We start from the raw sequence: 24144 nt of genomic DNA on the forward strand, positions 1-24144 counted from the left end.
CCGGACCGTTCTCATGCCCGCACCTTCCCATTCCGCCTTGCCTCCGCCCCCGGCTTCCGCCGGCCTGGCCGGCGTGTGGCAGGCCTTCAAACGCGCGGCGGTATCGCAATGCCATCCCGCCATGCTGTTCGCCGTGCTGCTGCCGTTCCTGATCGCGCTGGTCGGCGCCATTCTGCTGCTGTGGTTTTGCTGGGCCCCGTTGACGGAATGGCTGCGCGACGAAGCCTCGCACTGGAGCGTGGTCAACAACGTGGACGAGTGGCTGGTCGCCGTTGGCTTGTTCTCGCTCAAGGTGTACCTGGTGCCGGTCGTGGCGGCGGCGATCCTGCTGCCGGTGTCGGGCATCCTGGGCCTGGCCATCGCCGCGGTATTCGTTATGCCGCTGGTGCTGCGCCATGTCGGCGAGCGCGAGTACGCGGCCGTCGGCAAGCAGGGCCGATACGGGACGGCCGTCAGCGTCTGGAATGCATTGTGGGTCAGTATCGTCTTCGCGCTGGGCTGGCTGCTGACGCTGCCCTTGTGGCTGGTGCCGCCCATGGCGGTGCTGTTGTCGGTGTTCTGGTGGGCCTTCGCCTTTTCGCGCATGATGCGCATCGACGCCATCGTCGAGCACGCCAGTCCCGAGGAACGGCGCATCCTGCTGCGCCGGCACAATCTGGGTTTCTGGAGCGTGGGCTTGATCTGTTCGCTGATCAACCTGCTGCCGCCGGCCTGGGTCTTCCTGCCGGTCTTTTCGGCGCTGGTGTTCGCGCACTACGGCCTGGATGCCCTGCAGCGCCTGCGGCAGGAGAAAGTCATCGAGATGGCGCCGCGCTGATGCTGGCGCCGCCCGCGCGGCGGCCAACGCGGCGCGATAATGCGCCCCACGGCGCATCGAGCGTCCGCCCGTCTTTCACGCCTTACTGGAATCCACCATGCCCCTCGACTCCGCGAGCCCGCGCATCGGCCTGATCATCGTCGGCGACGAAATCCTGTCCGGCCGCCGGCAGGACAAGCATTTTTCCAAGATCGTCGAGCTGCTGTCCGCCCGCGGATTGCGGCTGGCCTGGGCCGAAATCCTGCCGGACGACCGCGACACGCTGGTCCGCGCCTATCGGCGCAGCTTCGCCGGCGGGGACATCGTTTTTTCCTGCGGAGGCATCGGCGCCACGCCGGACGACCACACCCGGCAGGCCGCGGCGGCGGCACTGGACCTGCCGCTGGCCTTGCATCCGGATGCCGAACGGGAAATCACCCTGCGTTGTGCCGAAATGGCCGCCAAGGGGCAGGGCAGCACCGACATGTCCACCCCGGAGAACCAGCGCCGCCTGGAAATGGGGCGCTTTCCCCAGGGTTGCGAGATCGTGCCCAACCCTTACAACCGCATCCCGGGCTTCTTCATCCGCGATCACACCTTTGTGCCGGGTTTCCCGGTGATGGCCTGGCCTATGCTGGAATGGACGCTCGATACCCGGTATGCCCATCTTCATCACCAGACCGCGCATGCCGAGCATGCTTTCCTGGTCTATGGCTTGCCGGAATCCCGCATCGCGCCCGTCATGGACGAAATCCAGTCCCGCTGGCCCGGCGTCAAGGCGTTCAGCCTGCCCAGTGTCGGCGAGGACGGCCGTTCGCCCCACATCGACCTGGGCGTGAAGGGAGAGCCCGCGGCCGCCGCGCAAGCGATGGATTTCCTGCGCGCGGAAGTCCAGCGCCTGGGCGGGCGCCTGACCCCGCCCGGTCGAGCCTGATCGCCCGGCCACCTCGACAAGCCACTTCAGCAGACCATCGGCGTAATGGCCGCCGGGCACTCGCCGGTTGCCAAACCGCCCCGCGTATTTCACAATACGGGAAATAACGAATTGTTGCGCCGCCGCATGGCCGTGGTCCCACAGGCCGTGGCGGGACCGGCGCATAGAGCTTATGACCCGCCTCCCTTCCCACGCCAGCAGCGCCCACCCGCAAGGCGACGGTCACGCGACCATCGCCATCCAGGTCATCGAGCGCGCGATGCGCCTGCTCGACGCCCTGGCCGCGCAGCCCGATCCCGTCACGCTCAAGGAGCTGGCGGCGACGACGGGGCTGCATGCCTCCACGGCCCACCGCATCCTCAACGACCTGGTCGTCGGGCGCTATGTCGAGCGCGTGGACAACGGCGTCTACCAACTGGGCATGCGGCTGCTGGAACTCGGCTCGCTGGTGAAGGGCCGCCTGAATGTCCGCGACGCCGCCAAGGGACCCATGCACGATCTGCACGAGATGACCGGGCAGACCATCAATCTGTCGGTGCAGCAGGGCGATGAAATCGTCTACATCGACCGCGCATGGAGCGAGCGCTCCGGCATGCAGGTGGTGCGGGCCATCGGCGGCCGGGCGCCCTTGCACCTGACCTCCACGGGCAAGCTTTTCCTTTCCACGGCGGAGCCCCGGCAGGTGCGCGCCTACGCCTTGCGTACCGGGCTGGCCGGCCATACGGAAAACAGCCTGACGCGGCTGGATATGCTGGAACGAGAACTTTCCACGGTGCGCAGCCATGGCTATGCGCGCGACAACGAGGAACTGGAAGTCGGCGTACGCTGCATCGCCGCCGGCATCCATGACGACAGCGGGAAACTCGTGGCCGGCCTGTCCATTTCGGCGCCCGCCGAACGCATGCAGGACGAATGGATCGCGCGCCTGAAGGAGACCGCCGCGCGGATTTCCGCGTCGCTCGGCTATGACGCGCGCGCCGCCGAGGCGGATTTCGGCCGGCTGGCGGTGGACGGTCACGCGGCCGTGGACGACCGTTCCGCGGCATGAAAAAAAGCCCGGCATGCCGGGCTTCCGATGAATCCCGGCATGCCGGGATTGCTGGCGCGGTTCGCGGTGCTGGCCGCGCGCTGGCTGTTATTGTTTTTCGACCTTCGCTTTCTTGAACAGCTCGGCCCACTGCGGCACTTGCTGCTTGACCTTGGCGTCCAGGGCCTGCGGGTTGGCTTCGTCCACCAGCACCGCCGCGCCCAGGGTCTGCATGCGTTCCTGGAACTTGGGATCCTTGACGCCGGCCTGCAGCGCCTTGACCAGCTTATCCACGACCGGCTTGGGCGTGCCCTTGGCGACCCACATGCCATGCCAGATGCCGACTTCGAAGCCCTTGTAGCCGGACTCGTCCATGGTGGGCAGGTCGGGCAGCGTGGCGACGCGCTTCAGGCTGGTCACGGCATAGGCCTTGACCTTCTTCGCATTGATCTGCTGGGTGGTATTGGTGGTCTGGTCGCAGAGCATATCCACCTGCTTGCCCAGCAGGTCGTTCATGGCAGGCGCGGTGCCCTTGTAGGGCACGGTCAGCAGCTCCACGCCGAAGGCTTCGTTCAGCATGACGCTGCACAGGTGGCTGGCGGCGCCGATACCGGCGTTGGCCAGCGTGATCTTGTCGGCGTTCTTCTTGACGTAGTCCGCCAGTTCCTTGATGTTGTTGGGCGGGAAGTTGTCGCGCGCCAGGATGGTCATGGGCACGTCGACCACCAGGCCGATGGGCTCGAAACTCTTGAAGGGATCGTAGCCGGGATCCTTGTACAGCGACGGCGCGGTGGAGAAGCCGACGTGCATGAGCAGGACGGTGTAGCCGTCAGCCGGCGCGCGGGCCGCGAAGGTCGTGCCGATGGTGCCGCCGGCGCCGCCCTTGTTCTCGACGATGATGGATTGTCCGAGCGCCGGGCGCATGGCTTCGGCCAGCGAACGCGCGACGTTGTCGGTCGGCCCCCCGGCGGCGAACGGGACCACCATGTTGACAACGTGGTCCGGATATTCGGCATGCGCGGCGCCAGCCGCGGACAGCGTGACGGCCGCCAGGACGGCGGCTAGCCGGCGGGTAGGGAAAGGCATGTTGTCTCCTGGATTTGCGGATGCATTATGGAATTGGTATCTGCGTAGTTTTGAGCGCCCTGCGGGCCTACTCTGCGCCCAGTCTAGGCAATAAGCAGGGACGCGTCACCTTAGTTGTTTCCCCATGTTGCGTCCGCTCCACGGACTCTCTATCGTCGCGAGGGATACCGGCGCTGTCATATTGCGCTGCCATATTGCTCCGGATGGCCTGCGGGCGGCGCAATTGTGTAGGTTTGTTGCGGCGCACCAAAATCACTTGACATCGAATTGAACGTCTCTAAAATGTGAATTGTGCAGTGCAACAACGGCTCGGGAGTGGTGGTAGGCCGCGAGCCGGGGGTATCCCCAAGCAGGATGGGACCCCGTCGCAACGCCTTCCGCATCCGCAGTCATTCCGCCCCCCGCGAAGGGGCCACTCGAGGAGATTCCCAATGAGCGCTATTCCCCAACAAGTGTTCGCCCGTCAAAAAGCCGGCATCAACACCCTGATCGCTACCCAGTCCGCGCTGTTCTCGGGCTTTGAAAAGCTGGTCGACCTGAACCTGAAGGTCATCAAGGCGACCATCGACGAAGTCGCGCTGCGTTCGCAGCAGGCCGCCGACGTCAAGGACCCGCAGGAAGCCCTGGCGTTCTCGACCAGCCTGGTGCAGCCAAGCGCGGAAAAGGCGCTGGCCTATGGCAAGCACGTGTATGACATCGTCGCCGGCGTGCAGGGCGAGCTGGTCAAGCTGGGCGAAGAGCATATCGCCGACAACCAGGCCCAGCTGTCCGAAGCCATCGACCAACTGGCCAAGAATGCGCCCACCGGCACCGAAGGCGCCGTCGCGCTGATCAAGTCCTCGCTGGCGACCGCCACCAGCGCGTACGATTCCATGACCAAGGCCGCCAAGCAGGCCGCCGAAGTCGCCGAATCGAACCTGAATGCCGCCGCCAACGCGACCTTCAAGGCTGCGTCGGATGCCGCCGACGCCGCCAACAAGGCTGCCTCGCCGCGCGGCCGTCGCGCCGCTGCCTGAGTCCCCGGACCGGCAAGACGCCGCGACGCCACCGCGGCGTTCGCTGGCGCGTCATCGAAGTAAGCCAGTTTTGAGCAGAGCTGGAGCCTGGGCCGCCCTTGGGGCGGCCCTTTTTTGTCCAGTTTTTCCGTTATGTGCCGGCCACCGCCGGGCCCGCGTACGCGCGCCCGATCACGGGGCAGGCGACGCCCCGCGCGACGACCTTATGCCGCGCGTACCGCGGTGGCGTCGACGCATTCGCGGACCAGGGCCGGCCCACGGTAGATAAGTCCGGTATAGAGCTGAACCGCGTCGGCACCGGCCGCCATTTTTTCGGCGGCCTGGCGTCCGCTGTGGATGCCTCCCACGCCGATGATGGCCATGGTCGAACCCAGGCGCTGCTTCAGGCGGGCGATCACCGCCAGGCAGAGTTCGTGCACCGGCGGACCCGACAAGCCGCCCGCCTCGTCGGCGTGCGCCATGCCGGCCACCGCCGCCCGCGACAGGGTGGTGTTGCAGGCGATCACCCCATTCACGCCGTAGCGCGGCAGGATGTCGGCGATGGCGTCGATCTGCTCGTGCGTCAGGTCCGGCGCGATCTTGACCGCCAGGGGCACGTCGCGGCCGTAGGTATCGGCCAGCTCCTTGCGTGCGTCGCGCAGACGGGCCAGCAGGTCGCTCAGTTCGTCGCCGCCCTGCAGCGAGCGCAGGTTCTGCGTATTGGGCGAAGAGATGTTCACCGTCACGTAGTCCGCGTGCGGAAACACGCCGCGCAGGCCCTTCAGGTAATCGTCCGCGGCCTGGGCAATGGGCGTGTCGGCATTCTTGCCGATGTTCAGGCCCAGTATGCCGCCGCGCGCGCGCCATTGGCTGCGCGTCACGTTGGCGATGAAAGCGTCCAGGCCCAGATTGTTGAACCCCAGGCGGTTGATCAGCGCATTGGCCTGCGGCAGGCGGAACAGGCGCGGCTTGGGATTGCCGGGCTGGGGACGCGGCGTCACGGTGCCGACCTCCACGAAGCCGAAACCCAGGTTGCCCAGCGCGTCGATATACGCGCCGTTCTTGTCCAATCCCGCGGCCAGCCCGACGGCGTTGGGCACCCGCAGTCCCATCAGCGTGATCGGAGCTAGCGGCGCGGCATGCATGAGCGAGCGCGTCACGCCGCACTCATAGGCCCGCTGCAGGCTTTTCAGCGTGACGTCGTGGGCGGTTTCGGCGTCCATGGCGAACAAGGCACGGCGCGCGAGGGGATAGGCTTGGAACAGGATAGACATGGGGCGGCATTGTAGAGCCATCCGCGCCCAGGGTGGCGCCCCATCCGCCGGGCGCGTGTCGCGGGGCGCGTTCGTTCGCTTACGCGTCCAGCCCGCCGGGTGCCGGCTCGCTACGCCAGCTGCCTTCGATCAGGAGCTGGGCCGGCCGGAAACTGGCCTTGTACGCCATCTTGCGGCTGGTCTCGATCCAGTACCCCAGGTACAGCCAGGGCAGGTCCAGGGTCCGGCATTGCTCGATCTGCCACAGGATGCTGTACGTGCCCAGGCTGCCGGGGATATCCGGGTCGTAGAACGTATAGACCGAGGACAGGCCCTCGTCCAGGACGTCGATGATGGACACCATGGCCAGTACGCCCTCCGGCGTACGGAATTCGACCAGGCGCGTGTTGACGCGGCTGGTCAGCAGGAATTGGGCGTACTGGGTGCGGCTGTCCTCGTCCATGCCCCCGCCGGGATGCCGGCCTTGCTGGTAGCGCGTGTAGAGCTCGTAATGTTCGGGCGACCAGGCGAGCTCCGCCACGAAGGCGCGCAAATCGCCATGGCGCTTCCAGGCGCGGCGCTGGCTGCGGTTGGGCGCGAAGCGCGCCGCGTCCACGCGTACGGGGATGCATGCCTGGCAGCCGTCGCAGTGGGGGCGGTAGGTAAACAGCCCGCTACGGCGGAAGCCCTGTTCGACCAGCTGCGAATAAGTGCCCGCGTGGATCAGGTGTCCGGGCGCGGCGACCTGTGAGCGCGCCTGGCGTCCGGGCAGGTAGCTGCAAGGATAGGGGGCCGTGGCATAGAACTGCAGGGTGGAGAAGGGAAGTTCTTTTAGCTGGCTCATGCGCGGCCGCCATCGGGTGTGAGGCCCGTGGCGGTCCGGACATGATAACGCCTAAGGCGCTAGGCCGTCGTCTCGGGCAAAGGCAGCAGGTGGCCTTGCGTGTCGAGCCGGCCACACCGCCACGGCGGCGCCGGGCGTGCGACCAGTTCGGCGACCCGCGCCACGAACTGCGCGCGCGGCACGGGACGGGCGCCCAGGCTGGCCAGGTGGCGGGTCTGTTGCTGGCAGTCTATCCACGGCACGCCGTGATTCGACAGAAAGCGCACCAGGTGCGCGAGCGCGATCTTGGAGCCGTCGGTCACGAGCGTGAACATCGACTCGCCGTAGAACATGCCGCCCAGGCTGATGCCGTACAGGCCCGCGCAGAGCCGGCCGTCGATCCAGGTTTCGACGCTGTGGGCGGCGCCGGCGCGGTGCCAGGCCGCATAGGCCTGGCGCATCTCGTGCGTGATCCACGTGCCGGACAGGCCGTCGCGCGGCGCGGCACAGGCCCGCAGCACCTGTTCGAAGGCGGTGTCCACGCGCACCTGCACGCGGGCGTCGGGCTGCTGTTCCTGGCGTGCCAGCCGGCGCAGCAGTTTGGCCAGGGAATGCGAGACGATGAAGTCTTCGCAGGCCAGCACCATGCGCGGGTTGGGCGACCACCAAAGGATGGGCTCGCCTTCCGAGTACCACGGGAAAATGCCGCGGGAATACGCTTCGGTCAGGCGCTCCACGGAAAGGTCCGCGCCGGCCGCCAGCAGGCCGTCGGGTTCGCTCATGGCGCATTCGACCGGCGGTAGCGGGGTGTCGGGGTCGACCCAGGGCAGCTTCAATGATGCTCGAGCGAATAGCGGTGGGCCTGGTAGACGCCGCGGCGCCGGTCCTCCAGGTAGTGCCGCAGGGTGGTGACGACCGTGCGGAACGACAGGTCGTCCCAGGGGATTTCCGACTCGTCGTAGTAGCGCGCGTCCAGGCTTTCCGGGCCCGGGTCCAGCTCGGGACCCAGGGCGCGGGCCAGGTAATAGATGTGGACCTGGTCCACCTGCGGCACATCGATGACGGTGAACAGTTCGCCCAATTCCACCCGCGCGCCGGATTCCTCCAGCGTTTCGCGCGCCGCGCCCTGCGCGGTGGTTTCGCCCAATTCCATGAAGCCGGCCGGCAGCGTCCAGGTGTCATAGCGCGGCTCGATGGCGCGGCGGCAGAGCAGGATGCGGTTTTCCCAGACCGGCACGGTGCCCACGACGACCCGCGGGTTCTGGTAGTGGATGGCGCCGCAGTGATCGCAGATATCGCGCTCGCGGTTGTCGCCATCCGGTACGCGCCGGCTGATGGGCGTGCCGCACTGGCTACAGAATTTGGCGCGGCGCGGGGCGGGAAAGTAGTGGGGGGGCTGTACGCTCATGATGGCGATTCTAACGGCTAGGTCCGTCCGCCGGTGTGGCGGGCGCGGCGCCGGGCGGCCGCGGGTCCACGGCCGGGTTGGCCACGAAGCCGAGTTCGCGTTCCAGCTCGTCGCGCCGCAGCCGGCGCAAGGGCACCGCGGCCGTGGCGGCCGGATGGCGTACCTGTAGCGAGGCGCCCACTTCCAGTTCGGCCGCCGCTTGCAGCGCATCGGCGCCGTCCTCCAGGCGCATGGCGTCCATCAGCGCCGGCACGTCGCGCCCGGCGATCATGCCGGGGCCCAGGTCGGTCCGCGCATAGAGCCGGTGCGCCTCGTCCAGGAACCAGCCCGCGATGTCCCGCACGCGCAAGCCGGTATGCGTTTCCAGGCAGGTGCCATCCGTGCCGGTGCGCAGGATATAGGGCGCCGCGTCCAGGCGGACATACACGCGTTGCGGCCCGTTTTGGAAAAACCAGCGGCCCTGCTCGTCGCGATCGTAGTTGCGCGACATGAAGGCCAGGATGGACGGATTGGCGATCGATACGCCCGGTCCGCCGCGCGCCGCGTCGCCCGCGGGGTGCAGGCGCCACCGGCCGTTGGCGTCCAGCGAGAGCCATCCCGCCACGGCCGGGACATTGGGCCAGCGGGCGATGGCGGCGAGTACGGAATCATCCATGGCGAGGTCTCGCGGATCAGCGCGGGCCGGCGTCGCGCAGTGTCGAGGGCCGCAGCGATATGCCGCCGGCCAGGCTCTGGCCCGGAGCCAGGATGGCGGTGCCGGTTTCCGTATCGAGGCCTGGGGTGGCGCGGTGTCCCGCGGCGGCGTGGCGGTTGAATGCGTCGGTCATATGGGACACGGGCTCGATGGCCAGATGGGGTTTGTCGCGGGGCGTGAAGATGACCACGTGGCTGAAAACCGCGTCCGCGTGCAGGGTCACCGCCAGGTCGCGTTCGGGCCAGGCCACGCCGGCGTGGCCGCCGAAATCGCGGAACACATTGTCGTAGCCGGTGTCCGCGGCCAGCATGCCGGATGCCAGTCCCGCGGGCGCCGGCTCGCGGCGCACGGGCAGGTTGGCGTCGTCGTTGACCCACATGTCGCCGGTCCGTGCCCAGATGCGGGTGGCCGGCGTGCGCGGAAAGTACGGATGCCATCCCAGGCCTGCCGGCTGGGGACCCGTGCCGGTGTTGCGCAGGGACAGGGTCAGGTGCAGGCCGGCGTCGTCCAGCAGGAACGTCTGCGTCGCGGCATAAGGAAAGGGCCATGCGGGCGTGGCGCCGTCCGGCGCGTAATCCTGCGTGAGCGTGGCGCGCCCGGTATCGCAAGCCTGGACGCGCCAGGGGCGTTGCCAGGCCAGTCCATGCATGGGCAAGGGCGCGTAGTCGACCGTGCGCGGGATGGCATGGGTCCGGCCATCGAAGGCGAGCCGCCCGCCGGCAATGCGGTTGGAAAACGGCAGCAGCGGGTAGCAGGCCGCCAGGCGCGCGATCGCGGGCACGCCGTCGCTGGGCCGCAGGATCGGCTGGCCGCGCCAGCTGTAGTTGAGAATGGTGCCACCCAGCCCGGGGCAGATCTCCACATAGGCGTCGCCATGATCCAGGCGCAGTACGGTCGGTGCGTTCATGCGCCGATTATAGGTAGCCATGGTCCGGGAACGGTGGTTGCGGGCCACGGACACGCAACGTGCCGCAAGCGTGCCGCGCCGTTGCGCCCCGAATGGAGTCAGACCGTGAAAAGGAACAGGAAACATCCGCTGGTTGCCCTGCTGCTCTACATTGCCGCCGCCATCGCGCTTGCCATCGCGCCGTGGGCCGTGTCCGGTGTGCAGGCGGCCGACCAGCGTTCTTCTTCGGGCAGCTCCCGCCCCCTCATGCCGGGCAACCAGCCCGCCGGGACGGGCCTGGACCAGCCGGTGCCCGGGTCGAAGTCCGGCCCGCCCTCCAGCCTGGGGCCCAATGCCCGCCAGCCCGCCACGTCCGCTCCCGCGCCCGGGGCGGTGCCGCCCCCGACATCGGTTGCTCCGCCTTCACCCGGACAGGGCACGGTGCAAGGCAGCAAAGGTGCGCCCGGGTCCATCGGCGACCCCGCGGGCGGCACGGCCGGGACTCGCGGCAACAAGGACAACCGCAGGGGGCATTGAGGCGCCCGCGGGCCGCCAGGATCGGCATGTCCCGGGCGCGCCGGAATGCGCCGCCTGCCCCGGACGGGCGCCAGGCCGCGCGACAGTGCATCGACAGGTTCGGGCGTTGGCCGCGGCGGTCTCCGTGGGGGGACCGGATTGCGGTGCTTCGCTGGCGGTTTCCGGCGGGAAGCCGTCCTTCACGCCACCGCGCACGCCGCGATCGCGGCGTGCGCGCGCTTTCGTCATCCGCCGCGCGGCATGAACTTGCGGCTGCGCAGCCATTTGGTGGCGATCCATTTTTCCCCCGCCCGTACCGGCGCGCCCGCGTGCAGCGAGGCAGGGTCGGTCTGCCCCGCCGCGTTGCCGTACTCGAAATACAAGGCGTGGCCGCGCCGTGGCACGATGGTCCATCCCGATTCCGGGAATGTCGTCTCCCCACCCGCGGGCACTTCGTTGAGATACATGATAAGGGTGCAGACGCGCTGCCCGCTGCGTGCCAGCGAATCCCGATTCGCCGCGTTCGTGGGCATCAGATAGTCGAAGTGCGGGGTGTTTTCCGCTCCCGTGGGGTAGCGCAGGATCTGCAGTCCTTCGCCATGGTCCATCGGCAAGCCGGTCAGGCAGGCGATACGCCGTTCGATGCGCTCGATCAGGGGCGTTTCGCCGGGACGGAAAAACATGCCCAGGCATTCCTCCGCATCCAGCACGTCCGCCAGGATCGCCGTGCTGGGCCGCGCCATGCGCGCCAGTACGCATATCTCGCGGTCGTGCGCGAGGATCCTGGGCCCGGACGGCAGGCGCATGGCGCCGGCGCGGTACGGTGCGCCGGCGCCATGCTCGTGCGGGTCCAGTATCAGCTTGCCATCGGCCAGCGGCGTGCCATGCGCCAGCGCATGCGCGACAGCGCCGACCATGGCGGCGGCCAGCTCGGGTGGCGTCCGCTGCGCGATCAGTTCGGACACGATGTCCGGCGCGGCGACGCCGCGTCCGAGGTTTCGCGCGATCCAATCGCGCAGCGGATTCGGGAAATCGATGGTGATAGCCATGGACGCGCAGCGTATGCCGCCCATATGTCAATCGATGTAGCCCGATCGCGCGCGTAATGGGGACCCATGCCGATGCGCGCCGCTCGGCCGGCCCAGGTTCGCGGGGCCGCCGGTATCGCTCGGGCCCGGCCCGTGTTCCCCAATTTGACTCGGCCGTGACCGCTTGCTTTCCACCGACTGAACGGAATATGTCAGTGTCATCCGCATGTGTACTTTTCTGTAAAGATCGCGCAATTTGCCTATGGGGTAATGCCGCACCCAAATCATCGGCGGTGCTGCGACCCACGGGACCAGGCTGCCTCAATCAACCAGACATTGGTGCACATGGACCGTCGCGACTTTTTGAAGTGGGGCAGCTTTATAACCGTATCCGTTGCCATGGCCGGCACGCTGACGGCCTGTGGGGGCGGCAGCGACGATGACGATGACGCAGCCGCCAGCGATCCCGCCGCCGGCAACCCGCCCGCGACGAACGTCTCCTTCGCGCAGGGCGTGGCCTCCGGCGATCCCAAGCCGGACAGCGTCGTGCTATGGACGCGCGTGGACGGCGCCAACGGCGCCGATCCTGTCAAACTGACCGTGCAGGTCGCCACGGACGAGGGCTTCACCAACCTGCTGGTCAATGACGCGATCGAGGCGGATCCTTCCTGGGACTACACCGTGCGCCACAAGGTCATGGGCCTGAACCCCGCCACGACCTATTTCTACCGCTTCATCGCGGGCACCGCGAACAGCACGGCGGGCCGCACCAAGACCGCGCCGGCGGAAGGCGCCGGCGTCGCGCAGCTGAAGTTCGCCTTCATCTCCTGTCAGGACTGGAACGCGAACCACTGGGCCGCGTTCGACGAACTGGTGAAGGAAGACCTGGACTTCGTCGTCCACGTGGGCGACTACATCTACGAAACCTTGCCCGCCCATGTGTTGATCGGCCAGACCGAGAAGGCCCATGCGGCGCTGGCGCTGCCGAACGGCACTGGAATGGCCGACGGGTCGGTCTACGCCACCACGGTCAACGACTATCGCGCGCTGTACAAAAGCTATCGTTCCGATCCGCGCCTGCAGGCGCTGCATGCCCGCTTTCCCGTGATCGCCATCTGGGACGACCACGAGTTCTCCGACGACTCCTGGCAGGACCGCCAGACCTACACGCCCACCGACGACCAGACCGAGCAGGTCGCGCGCCGGCGCAGCGCCAACCAGGCATGGTTCGAATTCATGCCCGCCGACGTCACGCTGGACCTGAACAATCCTTCCTTCGAAAACATCCAGATTTACCGCGCTTTTACCTTCGGTACGCTGGCCACCCTGGTGATGACCGACGAACGCCTGTACCGCGACGACCACGTCATTCCCGAGTCCGTCACGGGCGGCTTCCTGGGCAGCCGCTACCTGGTCGGGCGCGATACGCTGGCCGCCGCGGAGCAGGCCAAGATCGGCGCCGGCGGTACGCAATCCATGCTGGGGGCCACGCAGCTCGCGTGGTGGAAGGACCAGATGCTGGGCAGCAAGTCCAAGACCGCCTGGCGCCTGTGGGGCAACGAGGTATCGCTCTTGCGCATGCAGGTCGACGGGCTGGAAGCGGTGTCCCAGCTGGTCACCGACGCCATCGTGGCGACGGACGCGGAGGACCTGGCGCCGCTGCGCGACAGCGCCATCCTGCCGGCCGTGCGCCTGGACATCGCGGCGATCAAGGCATCCGGCACGCTGCCTGGCGCCTTCAGCCATATTCACGCGCTGTTCGACGGCGTGTTCGGCGTGGCGCTGGTCAACGCCTCGGTGGCGGCGATCAACGCGATGCTGCCGCCGGTGTCCTTCCTGAATGTGATCCTGTTCGATGCCGACCAGTGGGACGGCTACAACAGCGAACGCAAGGACATGATGGCTTTCCTGCGGGACAACACCATCCCCAACGTGGTGGCGCTGACGGGCGATATCCACGCCTTCTTCGCCGGCGCCGTCATGGACGACTTCGACGCCGCCACCCCGATGCCGGTGATGGTCGACCTGGTGACCGCCGGCGTGTCCAGCACCTCGCTGTTCAAGTTCTATGTGGACGAGATCCATGCGGTGCCCGAGCTGGCCGGCCTGCAGCCGCTCGTCTACCAGAACGTGACCAACAAGCTCAACGGCACCATGTCCTCGAATAACGCCTGGCTGAAGTATGTCGATACCGATGCGCAGGGATATGCCGTGGTGACCCTGACCGCGGACAAGCTGACCTGCCGGTTCAACAAGATGAAGCCGCTGGTCAATGGCGAGCTGCCCGCCGCGCCCACCGTGGCGGGCACGACGACGGTGACGGTCGATACCGGCGTTGCCGCCGTCACCGTGTCCGCCTGAACCCATCATTCCCTTACGCCTGTCCAAGAGGACAAGAATCATGACGCCATCCAAGCATTCCGCCCGCGCGCGCCGCGCGCCGTTGTACGCCTCCTTGACCGTGATCGCCGCCTCGCTGGTGCTGGCCGGCTGCGGCGGCGGCGACGACGATTCGTCTTCGCCGCCGGCCTCGTCCAGCAACGATACGCCGCCGACCATGACGATGCAGGGCGTGGTCACCGGTTCGAACTACGTGCCGGGCAGCAAGACGAACCCGACCATCGACGCGGCCTACTTCCAGAATGCCAAGGTCTGTATCGACGCCAACGGCAACGGCAAGTGCGATGCCGCCGAAAACCCCGCGGTCACGGACGCCAATGGGGCGTTTACGCTGAAGACCGCCGCCATTTCGCCGCTGCTGGCCGACATCGGCACGGACGCCACCAATACCGCCAGCGGCGCAAAGGTCGCCCGGCGCATGGCCTTGCGCGTGTCCGCCGAGGAGATCTCCGACCAGGGCGCGGGCAAGATCGTCATCAGCCCCATGTCCAGCGAGATCCAGCGCATGGTAGAGGACGCCGGCAGCAGCTATGCGGCGGAGAAGGCCAACCTGGCCACGCGCCTGAATGTGCAGCCCGCCGATGTGATCGCCGACGTCCACGCCGCCCAGGGCGCCACGCGCACCGCGCTGCTGTACGAGACCAACCAGTTGAGCAACCGCTACACCTACGCGACCAGCAAGCTGGATCGCGGCGACCTGTATCCGGACGCGCTCGCCGTGGCCGGCGGCGATCCTGAACTGACCGACAAGATCAACGTCACCCCGGACACCGCCACCACGCCCGAAACGCGCAAGCCCATTACCTTCCTGCAGGCCCAACAGGCGGCCTTCAACGTGGAAGGCATCCCGCGCTACGACCATTTGTTCGTGCTGTTCCTGGAGAACAAGGGCTCCAATACCATCCTGAACCAGCCCTACGCGCCCAAGATCGCCAAGTACCTGAAAGACTACAACCAGCTGACGAATTACTTCTCGACCGGCCAGCCCAGCGAGCCGAACTACACGGCCGTCGGCGGCGGCGACGATTTCGGCATCACCGACGATTCCCAATGGAATTGCGACGCCATCGGCGCCAACGCGCCCAAGGATCCGCTGCCCACCGCGGACAAGCCGGGGCTGGCTGCCTCGCCGTTCAATCCCACGGGCGGGAACTGCGGCGGCACCAACCACAATATCAGCGGGCCTAATATGTTCACGGCGCTGGAGAACGCCGGCATGACCTGGCGCGTGTACGGCGAGAGCATGAACCCGGGCCAGGACCCGCGTACCGACAGCGTGGCCGACAGCGCGATCACGGGTATCGACAATGCTTATCCGAACGGCATCGGCAACAATCCCACGCCCATCCCGTCGAACGGGACCATACCCATGCCCGGCAACCTGTACCGGACCAAGCACAGCCCGCCGATGGCCTTCCAGGACGCGCGCCTGCTGCCGGACTTTTTCTTCAGCAACCGCACGCTGGGCGGCGGCCAGTTCGACGCCAACATGGCCAACGGCACCAAGTATGCCGTGCCGGCCAACTATGAAGTGGACCAGCTGGGCAAGGACCTGGAAAGCGGCGACGTCGGCCAACTGAACTTCCTGATTCCCGACCAGTGCGACGACATGCACAGCACCACGGTAAACACGGCCGGCGGCGTGCCCGCGTCGGATTGCAGCGGCAACGCCATCATCACGCGCGGCGACAACTACGTCGACGCCATCATCAGGAAAATCCAGGCATCCTCGCTGTGGAAGAACACCCAGCGGCGATCCGCCATCGTGATCATGTTCGACGAGGCCACCGCGAGCAGCGGCTTCAATTCCTGCTGCGGCTGGAACGTCAGCAACAGCACGGTGTCGCTGCCGCTGAAGCAGGGGCCGGACGGCAGCTTCGCGCCGGATACGTCCATCGCCAACTACACCGAGGGCAATCACGGCCATGGCAATTCGATCTTCCTGATCGTGACCAACCAGCCCCAGGCGCCCAAGGGCGTGGTCGATAGCGATGCGTACAGCCATTTCTCCTTCGTGCGGACCATGCAGGACATGTTCCAGGTGGCCGATCCGGCGGTCGATGCCTCGTACCTGAACCGCGCCAAGTACACCGAGAAGTTCATCGCCGAGCACCTGCAAATGCTTCCGGAGTTCGCCAACAGCGGGGACACGCATTTCGACTCCGTGCGCCCCATGAACCACGCCTATGTGATTCCTGCCACCTACCGGCAGAAGCAATCGACGGATGCCGCCACGCCGCCGCAGATCGGTCCCGACAAGACGCAGGTCAGCGTGTGGGCCGTGAAGTAGGGCAAGTCCGCCCAAGGGTGCCGGCCCGGCCTGGGCGTCCGGTCGGCACGATTTTTTCGCATCAAAGGATCTTCCGCATGCGCAAGCGTTCGATGGCCGGCGTCGGCCTGCTCGCGATGGCGATGGCCGCGGGCCTTGCTATCGCGGCTCGCGATGAACAGCGTGGACCGGTCTTGTCGGTGGCCGCGGCCGCCGTGCCGGTAGCCGCCGGGCAGGACGCCACGGCTGGCGACGCCACGCCTGGTGACGTGTGGCACAACCCGGTGATACGGCAGAAGCCGTTGAGCCTGGCGGCCCAGGCCGGCCAGAAGCTGTTCTTCGACCGCGATATCTCGGGATCGCGCAAGGTCGCATGCGCGACCTGCCACGATCCGCGCTTCGCCTACGGCCCGCCCAATGACCTGGCCGCGCAGTTGGGCGGCGTCGCGATGACGCAGCACGGCGTGCGGGCCGTGCCCTCGCTGCGCTACAAGGACAAGACGCCGCCGTATTCCGATCTGCTGGACAATCCCGATGCCATCAGCGTGCCCGGGCCGGGCGGCGGCCTGGACTGGGATGGCCGCGCCGCGGACCACGCCGAACAGGCCAGGGGGCCGCTGCTGGATCCGGTCGAGATGGCCAACGCCTCGGCCGCGGAAGTCGTCGCCAAGGTCCGCGTGGCCGGCTATGCGCCGCTGTTGCGCCAGGCCTTCGGCGAACACGTCTTCGACGATACGGCCACCGCCTTCCATGCCGTCACGGCGGCCTTGCAGGCCTTCCAGCTGGAGGACATCAGCTTCCGGCCCTACAACAGCAAGTTCGACATGTACACGTCGAACAAAAAAGGCGGCGAGCTGACTCTTGCCGAGCTGCGCGGCTTGCGCGTCTTTGCCGACCCGAATACCGGGAACTGCGCTTCCTGCCATTACCAGGGCGCCGGTTTCCGCGGCAGCAGCGCCCTGTTCACGGACTTTTCCTATGAGGCCATCGGCGTGCCGCGCAATGACCTGCACGCCACGGCCCCCCAGGCGAACCGCAACGACATCCCGGCCAACGACAAGGATCCCGGGCGTTTCGACATGGGGCTGTGCGGGCCGGAACGGCCGGACCACGCCCTGGCGGAGGACGGCAAGCCCAGCCGGTTCTGCGGCATGTTCAAGGCCCCGACGCTGCGCAATGTGGCCGTGCGGCAGGCCTTCTTCCACAATGGGGTCATCCATACGCTGGAACAGGCGATCCGCTTCTACAACACCCGCGATACGAATCCGGAGCTGTGGTATCCGACGGTGGGCGGCAAGGTGCTCAAGCCGGGCGATCCCGGCTACGACCCGGGCTATCCGGCCTATGGGCTGATCACCACGCAGTATGCGAAGGGCACGGGCACGGTGCAGAAGTACAACGACCTGCCCCGGCAGTATTGGGGCAATATCGACACCCAAATGCCGCTGGACGGCCGTCCGGCCGGGTCCAGGCCGCCGATGTCGGAACAGGACGTGCACGACCTGATCTGTTTCCTGAACACGCTGACCGACGACTACCGGCCCAACGCGCCGCCCACCCCGGCGCAGAAGGCCTGCGTGGGTTGAGGAATCCACCATTATCGAATCCGATGGGAAGCCGGCGTTTGTCGTGCTTCCTTACGCTGAATACCTCGAACTCACCCAGAAGGATCGCCCCGTTAATCCCCGCATCCCTGCGGATGGAACGATCCCCCATGAAGTGGTCCAGCTGTCCTTCAAGAACGACTGCAGCCTCATCCGCGCTTGGCGCGAATACCTCGGCATCACCCAAAACGAAATGGCCCAGCGCGTCGGTATCCGTCAGCCCAGCTATCTGGCCATGGAAGCCACTGGAGCCAAGCCTAAGAAGGCCACCAAGCAGCGCATCGCTGACGCAATGGGCATTCTCTATGATCAGATAGACGGACAAGTCATGGTTGCGGGGGCCGGGCTTGAACCGGCGACCTCCGGGTTATGAGCTCGGCGCGCTGCCCAGATTTCCCCCGGACGGCGCTACAACGAAAAACGGCCCTCCGTCGGGAGAGCCGCGTAATTCCTGGAGGCGCAAGCCGGAATCGAACCGACGTACACGGATTTGCAATCCGCTGCATAACCACTCTGCCATTGCGCCTGTGTTGCCTTGTTTGGCCAACTTGTTGACCAACTCTCCCCGTTCGAGCGAAATGTACCGGTCGCCGGAGTGAAGCCCAGCATTCTATCATCATCCTGGACGGGATTGCACGGGGGCGGATTCGGGCCGCGCCCGTCGCGACAGCGCCCCGCTGCCGCGGCGTGTCTTCACCTGCCGGCCGCGGGCGTGCCACGGTCCTGGCGGCGGCCATCGCCGGGTTACGATGTCGCGTCACATCAGTCCCGGTCCGGAGCCTCCATGAGTTCTGTCGACGCCTACGCCTCTCTTGAACAGACTGGCCGCGATCTGCAAAGCGGCGCCCTGACGAGCGAGGCGCTCGTCCGGCTGCGGCTGGATCGCATCCAGCGGCACGATCCCGCGCTGAACGCCTATATGGACGTCTATGCCGATTCGGCCTTGGCCGCGGCGAAGGCAGCCGATGCCTTGCGGGCGGCCGGCGTGGTGCTGGGACCCCTGCATGGGATCACGGTCGCCATCAAGGACCTGTTCGATATCGCCGGACGGCCGGTGACCTGCGGCTCCAAATCCATGCCGCCGCGCATCCCGGACCGCACGGCCACCGTGGTCCGGAAGCTGCAAGCCGCCGGCGCGATCGTGCTGGGCAAGACCCAGACGGTGGAGTTCGCCTTCGGCGGGTGGGGGACCAACGCGTCGTTCGGCACGCCGCGCAACCCCTGGGATATGCAGGTCCACCGGGTGCCGGGCGGATCCAGCAGCGGCTCGGGCGTGGCGGTGGCGGCCGGTCTGGCCTGTGCCGCTATCGGCACGGACACGGGCGGTTCGGTGCGCATTCCGGCATCCATGTGCGGCCTGGTGGGCCTGAAGACCACGGTGGGTCTGGTCAGCCGCGATGGCCTGATGCCGCTCAGCGCCACGCTGGACACCGTGGGGCCGATGACGCATACCGTCACCGATGCCGCGCTGATGCTGGACGCCATCGCCGGGCCCGATCCGCTGGATGCTTCCACGCGCCATGCGCCCGCGCGGTCGGTGCTGCCGGGGCTGCGCGACGGTGTCGACGGCATGCGGGTCTGGGCGATGCCCGACGAAGAACGGGCCGGCATCGACGATGCCGTGCTGGCCGCCTACGAGCAGGCACTGGAGACGCTGCGCACCCTGGGCGCGCGCGTGGTGCGGCGGCCCCTGCCGCGGGGCTCCACCGATGCCATGACCATGGCGGGAGGGATCATGGCGGCCGAAGGCTATGCCGCCCTGCGCGCCATCGGCGAACGCGATGACCTGCAGGTGGATCCCTACGTGCGGCGCCGCATACTGGCGGGACGGGGCATCGGCGCCGCCGAATACATCGATCTGCTGCGGGCCAGGGAGCGCGCCAAGGCGGAAATGATGGCGGCGATGGTGGGTACGGATTTCCTGCTGCTGCCTACCACCCCTCTGCCGGCGATTCCCGTGCAAGAGGCCGACCAGGCGACCTCCACGCTGGCGCGCTTGAATCGCATGGCCAACCTGCTCGATATGTGTTCGGTGGCCGTGCCGTCCGGCTTTACCGAGACGGGTCTGCCGCTGTCGGTGCAGTTCGCCGGGCGCGGCATGGACGAACCGGTGATCCTGCGCGCCGCCTATGCCTACGAGCAGGCCACGCCCTGGCGCGCGCGCCGGCCCGTGGGCCTGGATTGACCGTATGCGGCGTCGAATCGCGCGGCGGGCCGCGCGCGGGGCACCGCCCGTCCCGGCGCCGGGCGCGACGCATCGAAGCCGCCGCCGGCGGCAAGACAAGGGGACCCGGTGAACGAAATCCGCGCTATTTCGCTGTTCGTCAGGACGGCGACGCTGGGCAGCCTGCGCAAGGCCGCCATCGAACAGGGCGTCACACCGCAGGCCGCCAGCCTGGCCGTGGCGCAGCTGGAAAAGCATCTGGGCATCCGCCTGTTCCACCGGACCACGCGGCAGATCAGCCTGACGGACGAGGGGCGCCGCTTCCTGGAGTCCGTGCAGCCGCCGCTGCAGGCCTTGACCGATGTCATGCACAGCGCCCGCCACGCCGATCGGGCGAGCGGGCCCTTGCGCGTCACCGCTCCCCGCGCCCTGGGCAATACCGTGCTGTGGCCGCTGTTCGAGACCTTCGCGCGCGAGCATCCTGACGTGCACCTGGATATCCAGCTGGAAGACCGCTTCCAGGACTGGGTGGCCGAGCGTATCGACGTGGGGTTTCGCGCCGGCCAGCAGCCCGACGGCCGCATCGTCGCGCGCCGGGTGCTGCCCATCCAGTTGATCGTCTGTGCCGCGCCGGACTACCTTGCCCGGCATGGCGCCCCGGCGACCATCGACGATCTGGCCACGCATCGCTGCACCGGCTATCTGCAGCCCAATACGGGCAAGGTGGCGCCCTGGGAATTCCAGGTCGGCGAAGAAATCGTCTACCGCGACGTGCCGCCCGCGCTCTGCATGAACGATCCCGAACTGGAAACACGCGCGGTGGCGGCAGGCCTGGGAATCGGGCAACTGGGCAGTTTCACCGCGGTGCCGCTGATCCGCGCGGGACAACTGGTGCCGCTCCTGTTGCCGCATACCGTGCAGCGCATCGCCATGTACCTGTGTTATGCCCGCCGCACCCATATGCCGCTGCGCGTCCGCCTGTTCATCGATTTCATGATGGAGCGCCTGCAGGCCAGCACGGAATGGCACCTGAACGAAGAAGAGCTGCGCGCCGGCAAGCCGGCGCGCAAGCGGCGCCAGGGCCGATAGGGGGCTGGGCCGCAACGGCGACGTGGCGGTCATCGCCGAAGGGCCTTCCTGCGCGCGCGCTACGGCGACCTCATCGCCGATCCGCGGGCGCAGGACCCGGTACCCTGGCTTATCGCGGAAAGTCCGTGGAGGCGGCAAGCTCGCGCCAGGCGGCGGTTTCCTCCGCGACGTAGGCATTCTTCGCCTCGATGGCGGCCAGGGTGTCGGTGCCGAAGGGCATGCGCAGCGGCGGGCGATCGGCGTCCACCAGCCTGACCATCGCCGTGGCCAGGCGCCGCGGGTCGCCGGGCTGCTCATGATTGATCTGCGCGGCACGTTCGCGCACCTTGCCGGCGGTTTCCGCGTAGTCGCCGATCACCGTGGGCGATTTCACCAGGGACGAGGCGTCCAGGAAGTCCGTGCGGAAGTAGCCGGGCTCGACCACGGTGGCATGGATGCCCAGGGGCGCGAGCTCGTCATGCAGCGCTTCGGTCAGGCCTTCCACGGCGAACTTGGTGGAGCAGTACACGCCGAAGCCCGCGGCGCCGCGGTAGCCGCCGATGGAGGAAATATTGAGGATATGGCCCGCCTTCCGTTCCCGCATATGGGGCAGGACGGCGCGCGTTACGTTCAGCAGTCCGAAGACGTTGGTGTCGTACATCCGGCGCACGTCGGCGTCGTCGGCTTCCTCCACGGCGCCCAGCAGGCCGAAGCCGGCGTTGTTGATCAGGACATCGATGCGGCCGAAGCGCGCGATCGCGGCGCTGGCGGCGGCGCGGGCCTGGGTTTCGTCGGTCACATCCAATTGGACGGGCAGGACATTGGGCGCATCGCCGAACCGTTGGGCCAGCGCGGCCAGGTTGCGGCCGGCGACGACCACGGCATTGCCGTCGGCCAGCGCCGCGTCGGCGATCAGCGCGCCCAGGCCGCGGGCCGCGCCCGTGATGAACCACACGCGTTTGAAGGAGGTGGAGGAAGTCGTCATGGCAGTGCTCCGATAGGCGGGATGGAAGGGGCGCGGGTGCCGGGGAATCGATGTGCGGTGCCGCGTTGGATGCCACTTTAGGCGTCCCGCCCCTGCCGGCCTAGCCACGAAACGCTGACTTGATTGACAAGCGGAACTTGTCAATCGCGGCCGCGGCATCCTGCCGGCCGGCCTGGCCGCCAGTCCGTCGCAAGCTTGTCTCGATTACGATGTCGGCGACGCGCCGAGTGGCGGCCTGGTGCCGCATCGCCGGCCTTCCCGCGCCCCGGCGCATGGAATGCCGGCCGGCGGTCCCACCCTGTTACTGCACGAGCTACACGGAGAACACCCCATGATCGGTTTCGAAATCCATGCACGCCGTCGCGCCGTCGCCGCCGACATCGTCGCCAAATATGTCGGCCTGCCGGTGGCGAATATCAGCGACGTGATGTCGCGCATGACGGCCGGCGGCCCGCGCCTGCGTCCCATGCATGACGGCTCTTTCATGGCGGGGCCGGCCCTGACCGTGCGCACGCGGCCGGGCGACAACCTGATGGTGCACAAGGCGCTGGACCTGGCCCAGCCGGGCGACGTGATCGTGGTGGACGCCGGCGGCGACCTGACCAATGCCATCATCGGCGAGATCATGGTGACCTACGCCAAGTCGCGCAAGCTGGGCGGCATCGTGATCAACGGGTCCATCCGCGATGCGGCCGCGCTGCGCCGTGGCGACTTCCCGGTGTTCGCGGCCGGCGTCACGCATCGCGGTCCCTACAAGGATGGCCCCGGCGAAATCAATTGCACCATCGCGCTGGACGGCATGGCCATCGAGCCGGGCGACCTGATCGTCGGCGACGACGACGGCCTGCTGTGCATTCCCTACGACCAGGCGCAGGCCGTGTACGAGGCCGCCAAGGCCAAGCACGCCGCGGAAGAACAGACCTTCGCCAACATCGCGGCCGGCAAGCACGACACCGGCTGGATCGACGCGCGCCTGAAGGCCCTGGGCTGCGTCACGAAATAAGCCGGCGCTTCCCGCGGAAATTCATACCGGGGCGCATGGCGCTCAAGGCATGAAGGTCATGAAGACGAATGTGCCGAAAATCACCAGGTGGATGAAACCGTAAAGCACATTCGTGCGACCGCTGGCCAGGGTCAGCAGGCTGACGACCAGGGTCAGCGTCATCAGCACCGTTTCGCCGGGATCCAGCCCCAGGACCAGGGGCTTGTGCAGGACCAGGCTAAGTACCGACACGGCCGGAAAGGTCAGTCCTATGGTGGCCAGCGAGGAGCCCAACGCCAGGTTGATGGCTTTCTGCAGCTCGTCGCGCCGGGCCGATTGGTAGGCCGAGATGCCTTCCGGCATCAGCACCAGTAGCGCCACGACCAGCCCGGTGACCGCGGGCGGCGCATCGATGGCCTGGCGGCCGTATTCGACCACATTGGCGAATGTCTTGGACAGCAGCACCACGGCGGCCAGCGCCACCAGCAGCAGCACGATGCTGGCCGCCAGCCGGCGCCCGCCGATGGGTGAAGGATGCTCGGCATCGTCCTCGGCCAGCACCACGAAATACTCGCGGTGCCGCACCGTCTGGATATACAGGAAAGCGGCATATAGCAGCAGGGTCATGACGGCGACGAAGGCCAGCTGCTCGCTGGAATAGGAAGGCCCGCTGGCACTCTGCGTGTAATTGGGCAGGACCAGCGTCAAGGTGGCCAGCACGATCAGTACCGCGAGATAGGCCGAAGCCCCCGTACTGACATAGCGCTGCTCGCGGAATCGCAGGCTGCCGCCCAGGATGCAGGCGCCGGCCAGCCCGGTACAGACCACCATGACCACGGCGTACACCGTGTCGCGGGCCAGTTCAGGGCTGCCGGCCGGATCGGAAATCATGATGGACGCGATCAGCGCGACTTCGATCACCGTCACCGCCGCCGTGAGAACCAGCGTTCCATAGGGTTCGCCGGTCACGTGGGCGATCACCTCCGCGTGGTAGACGGCCGCGAAGATGGCGCCGAACAGCACCACGATCATCAGGACCGCGATGGCGCCGTTGCCCAACCCGGGAACGAAGGGCGTCGCGAAGCCGTAGGCCGCCGCCACGAAATAGAAGGCCAGCGCCAGCAGGGGATAGGCCCAGGCCGATATCGGCATGGATCGTACAGGGGTATTCGCTTGCATATTCGTTCCCGCCCGTGAAATCGGCTCCAGGGGAATGTATCGCACTG

22 protein-coding genes and 1 tRNA gene are annotated in these 24144 nt (G+C 67.3%); 12 read left to right on the plus strand and 11 right to left on the minus strand.

The window, feature by feature from the left end; genetic code table 11:
* The first annotated feature begins 13 nt into the window (after positions 1-13).
* From BAU06_RS05575 to BAU06_RS05585, 3 genes are all read left to right on the plus strand, one after another.
* On the plus strand, positions 14-817 hold the full coding sequence (locus BAU06_RS05575; protein ID WP_066345342.1) for an EI24 domain-containing protein: 804 nt from the start codon (positions 14-16) through the stop codon (positions 815-817).
* A gap of 97 nt (positions 818-914) precedes the next feature.
* On the plus strand, positions 915-1730 hold the full coding sequence (locus BAU06_RS05580) for a competence/damage-inducible protein A (protein ID WP_066345344.1): 816 nt from the start codon (positions 915-917) through the stop codon (positions 1728-1730).
* Between the two features lie 172 nt (positions 1731-1902).
* Positions 1903-2778, plus strand: coding sequence for an IclR family transcriptional regulator (locus BAU06_RS05585; RefSeq protein WP_082987991.1), 876 nt, complete (start codon positions 1903-1905; stop codon positions 2776-2778).
* An 87-nt stretch (positions 2779-2865) separates the two neighbouring features.
* On the opposite strand, the gene BAU06_RS05590 is transcribed toward BAU06_RS05585, so the two are convergent.
* Positions 2866-3843, minus strand: a complete 978-nt coding sequence (locus BAU06_RS05590) for a tripartite tricarboxylate transporter substrate-binding protein (protein ID WP_066345349.1) — start codon at positions 3841-3843, stop codon at positions 2866-2868.
* Positions 3844-4274: 431 nt separating this feature from the next.
* On the opposite strand from BAU06_RS05590, the gene phaP reads away from it, so the two are divergent.
* Positions 4275-4859, plus strand: coding sequence for a TIGR01841 family phasin (gene phaP, locus BAU06_RS05595; RefSeq protein WP_066345355.1), 585 nt, complete (start codon positions 4275-4277; stop codon positions 4857-4859).
* Positions 4860-5062: 203 nt separating this feature from the next.
* Here phaP and BAU06_RS05600 read toward each other — a convergent pair whose 3' ends face one another.
* From BAU06_RS05600 to BAU06_RS05625, 6 genes are all read right to left on the minus strand, one after another.
* Entirely contained in the window at positions 5063-6112 is a 1050-nt protein-coding gene (locus BAU06_RS05600; RefSeq protein WP_066345358.1) for a quinone-dependent dihydroorotate dehydrogenase, read from the minus strand.
* A gap of 79 nt (positions 6113-6191) precedes the next feature.
* A complete protein-coding gene (locus BAU06_RS05605) occupies positions 6192-6935 on the minus strand; it encodes an arginyltransferase (RefSeq protein WP_066345362.1) in 744 nt (247 codons plus the stop codon).
* A 59-nt stretch (positions 6936-6994) separates the two neighbouring features.
* Positions 6995-7750 (minus strand): leucyl/phenylalanyl-tRNA--protein transferase, encoded by a 756-nt coding sequence (gene aat, locus BAU06_RS05610; RefSeq protein ID WP_066345366.1) that lies wholly within the window; start codon positions 7748-7750, stop codon positions 6995-6997.
* Positions 7747-8322, minus strand: a complete 576-nt coding sequence (locus BAU06_RS05615; RefSeq protein ID WP_066345368.1) for an NUDIX hydrolase — start codon at positions 8320-8322, stop codon at positions 7747-7749. Before BAU06_RS05615 ends, aat begins: the two co-directional genes overlap by 4 nt.
* 10 nt (positions 8323-8332) lie before the next feature.
* On the minus strand, positions 8333-8977 hold the full coding sequence (locus BAU06_RS05620) for a DUF2946 family protein (protein ID WP_066345370.1): 645 nt from the start codon (positions 8975-8977) through the stop codon (positions 8333-8335).
* A gap of 16 nt (positions 8978-8993) precedes the next feature.
* Positions 8994-9923 carry an aldose 1-epimerase gene (locus BAU06_RS05625; protein WP_066345372.1) on the minus strand — a complete coding sequence of 310 codons (930 nt, stop codon included), beginning with the start codon at positions 9921-9923 and terminating at the stop codon, positions 8994-8996.
* A 105-nt stretch (positions 9924-10028) separates the two neighbouring features.
* On the opposite strand from BAU06_RS05625, the gene BAU06_RS26500 reads away from it, so the two are divergent.
* Positions 10029-10439 (plus strand): hypothetical protein, encoded by a 411-nt coding sequence (locus BAU06_RS26500; RefSeq protein ID WP_066345374.1) that lies wholly within the window; start codon positions 10029-10031, stop codon positions 10437-10439.
* A gap of 224 nt (positions 10440-10663) precedes the next feature.
* Here the strand turns inward: BAU06_RS26500 and BAU06_RS05635 are convergent, their stop codons facing one another.
* Positions 10664-11467, minus strand: coding sequence for a 2OG-Fe(II) oxygenase (locus BAU06_RS05635; RefSeq protein ID WP_066358167.1), 804 nt, complete (start codon positions 11465-11467; stop codon positions 10664-10666).
* A gap of 324 nt (positions 11468-11791) precedes the next feature.
* On the opposite strand from BAU06_RS05635, the gene BAU06_RS05640 reads away from it, so the two are divergent.
* The 4 genes from BAU06_RS05640 (at position 11792) to BAU06_RS05655 (ending at position 18092) form a co-directional block, all read left to right on the plus strand.
* Positions 11792-13807 carry an alkaline phosphatase D family protein gene (locus tag BAU06_RS05640; protein WP_066345380.1) on the plus strand — a complete coding sequence of 672 codons (2016 nt, stop codon included), beginning with the start codon at positions 11792-11794 and terminating at the stop codon, positions 13805-13807.
* A 40-nt stretch (positions 13808-13847) separates the two neighbouring features.
* A complete protein-coding gene (locus BAU06_RS05645) occupies positions 13848-16136 on the plus strand; it encodes an alkaline phosphatase family protein (RefSeq protein WP_066345381.1) in 2289 nt (762 codons plus the stop codon).
* Positions 16137-16213: 77 nt separating this feature from the next.
* Positions 16214-17701, plus strand: coding sequence for a cytochrome-c peroxidase (locus BAU06_RS05650; protein WP_066345382.1), 1488 nt, complete (start codon positions 16214-16216; stop codon positions 17699-17701).
* A 43-nt stretch (positions 17702-17744) separates the two neighbouring features.
* A complete protein-coding gene (locus tag BAU06_RS05655; protein ID WP_231934003.1) occupies positions 17745-18092 on the plus strand; it encodes a helix-turn-helix domain-containing protein in 348 nt (115 codons plus the stop codon).
* A 79-nt stretch (positions 18093-18171) separates the two neighbouring features.
* Here BAU06_RS05655 and BAU06_RS05660 read toward each other — a convergent pair.
* A tRNA-Cys gene (locus tag BAU06_RS05660) sits at positions 18172-18245 on the minus strand.
* A gap of 258 nt (positions 18246-18503) precedes the next feature.
* On the opposite strand from BAU06_RS05660, the gene BAU06_RS05665 reads away from it, so the two are divergent.
* On the plus strand, positions 18504-19904 hold the full coding sequence (locus tag BAU06_RS05665; RefSeq protein WP_066345390.1) for an amidase: 1401 nt from the start codon (positions 18504-18506) through the stop codon (positions 19902-19904).
* 108 nt (positions 19905-20012) lie between these two features.
* The gene (locus tag BAU06_RS05670) at positions 20013-20972 is read left to right on the plus strand and encodes a LysR family transcriptional regulator (RefSeq protein WP_066345391.1); all 960 of its coding nucleotides are present in this window, start codon (positions 20013-20015) and stop codon (positions 20970-20972) included.
* Between the two features lie 109 nt (positions 20973-21081).
* On the opposite strand, the gene BAU06_RS05675 is transcribed toward BAU06_RS05670, so the two are convergent.
* Positions 21082-21936: an oxidoreductase gene (locus tag BAU06_RS05675; protein ID WP_066345392.1), complete on the minus strand. Its 855-nt coding sequence runs from the start codon at positions 21934-21936 to the stop codon at positions 21082-21084.
* A 331-nt stretch (positions 21937-22267) separates the two neighbouring features.
* On the opposite strand from BAU06_RS05675, the gene BAU06_RS05680 reads away from it, so the two are divergent.
* The gene (locus BAU06_RS05680; protein WP_066345393.1) at positions 22268-22939 is read left to right on the plus strand and encodes an RraA family protein; all 672 of its coding nucleotides are present in this window, start codon (positions 22268-22270) and stop codon (positions 22937-22939) included.
* Between the two features lie 42 nt (positions 22940-22981).
* On the opposite strand, the gene BAU06_RS05685 is transcribed toward BAU06_RS05680, so the two are convergent.
* Positions 22982-24097 carry a calcium:cation antiporter gene (locus BAU06_RS05685; RefSeq protein WP_066345394.1) on the minus strand — a complete coding sequence of 372 codons (1116 nt, stop codon included), beginning with the start codon at positions 24095-24097 and terminating at the stop codon, positions 22982-22984.
* Positions 24098-24144 lie beyond the last annotated feature (47 nt).

This window comes from Bordetella bronchialis, from assembly GCF_001676705.1.
GTDB classification, from domain to species: Bacteria; Pseudomonadota; Gammaproteobacteria; order Burkholderiales; family Burkholderiaceae_B; genus Bordetella_C; species Bordetella_C bronchialis.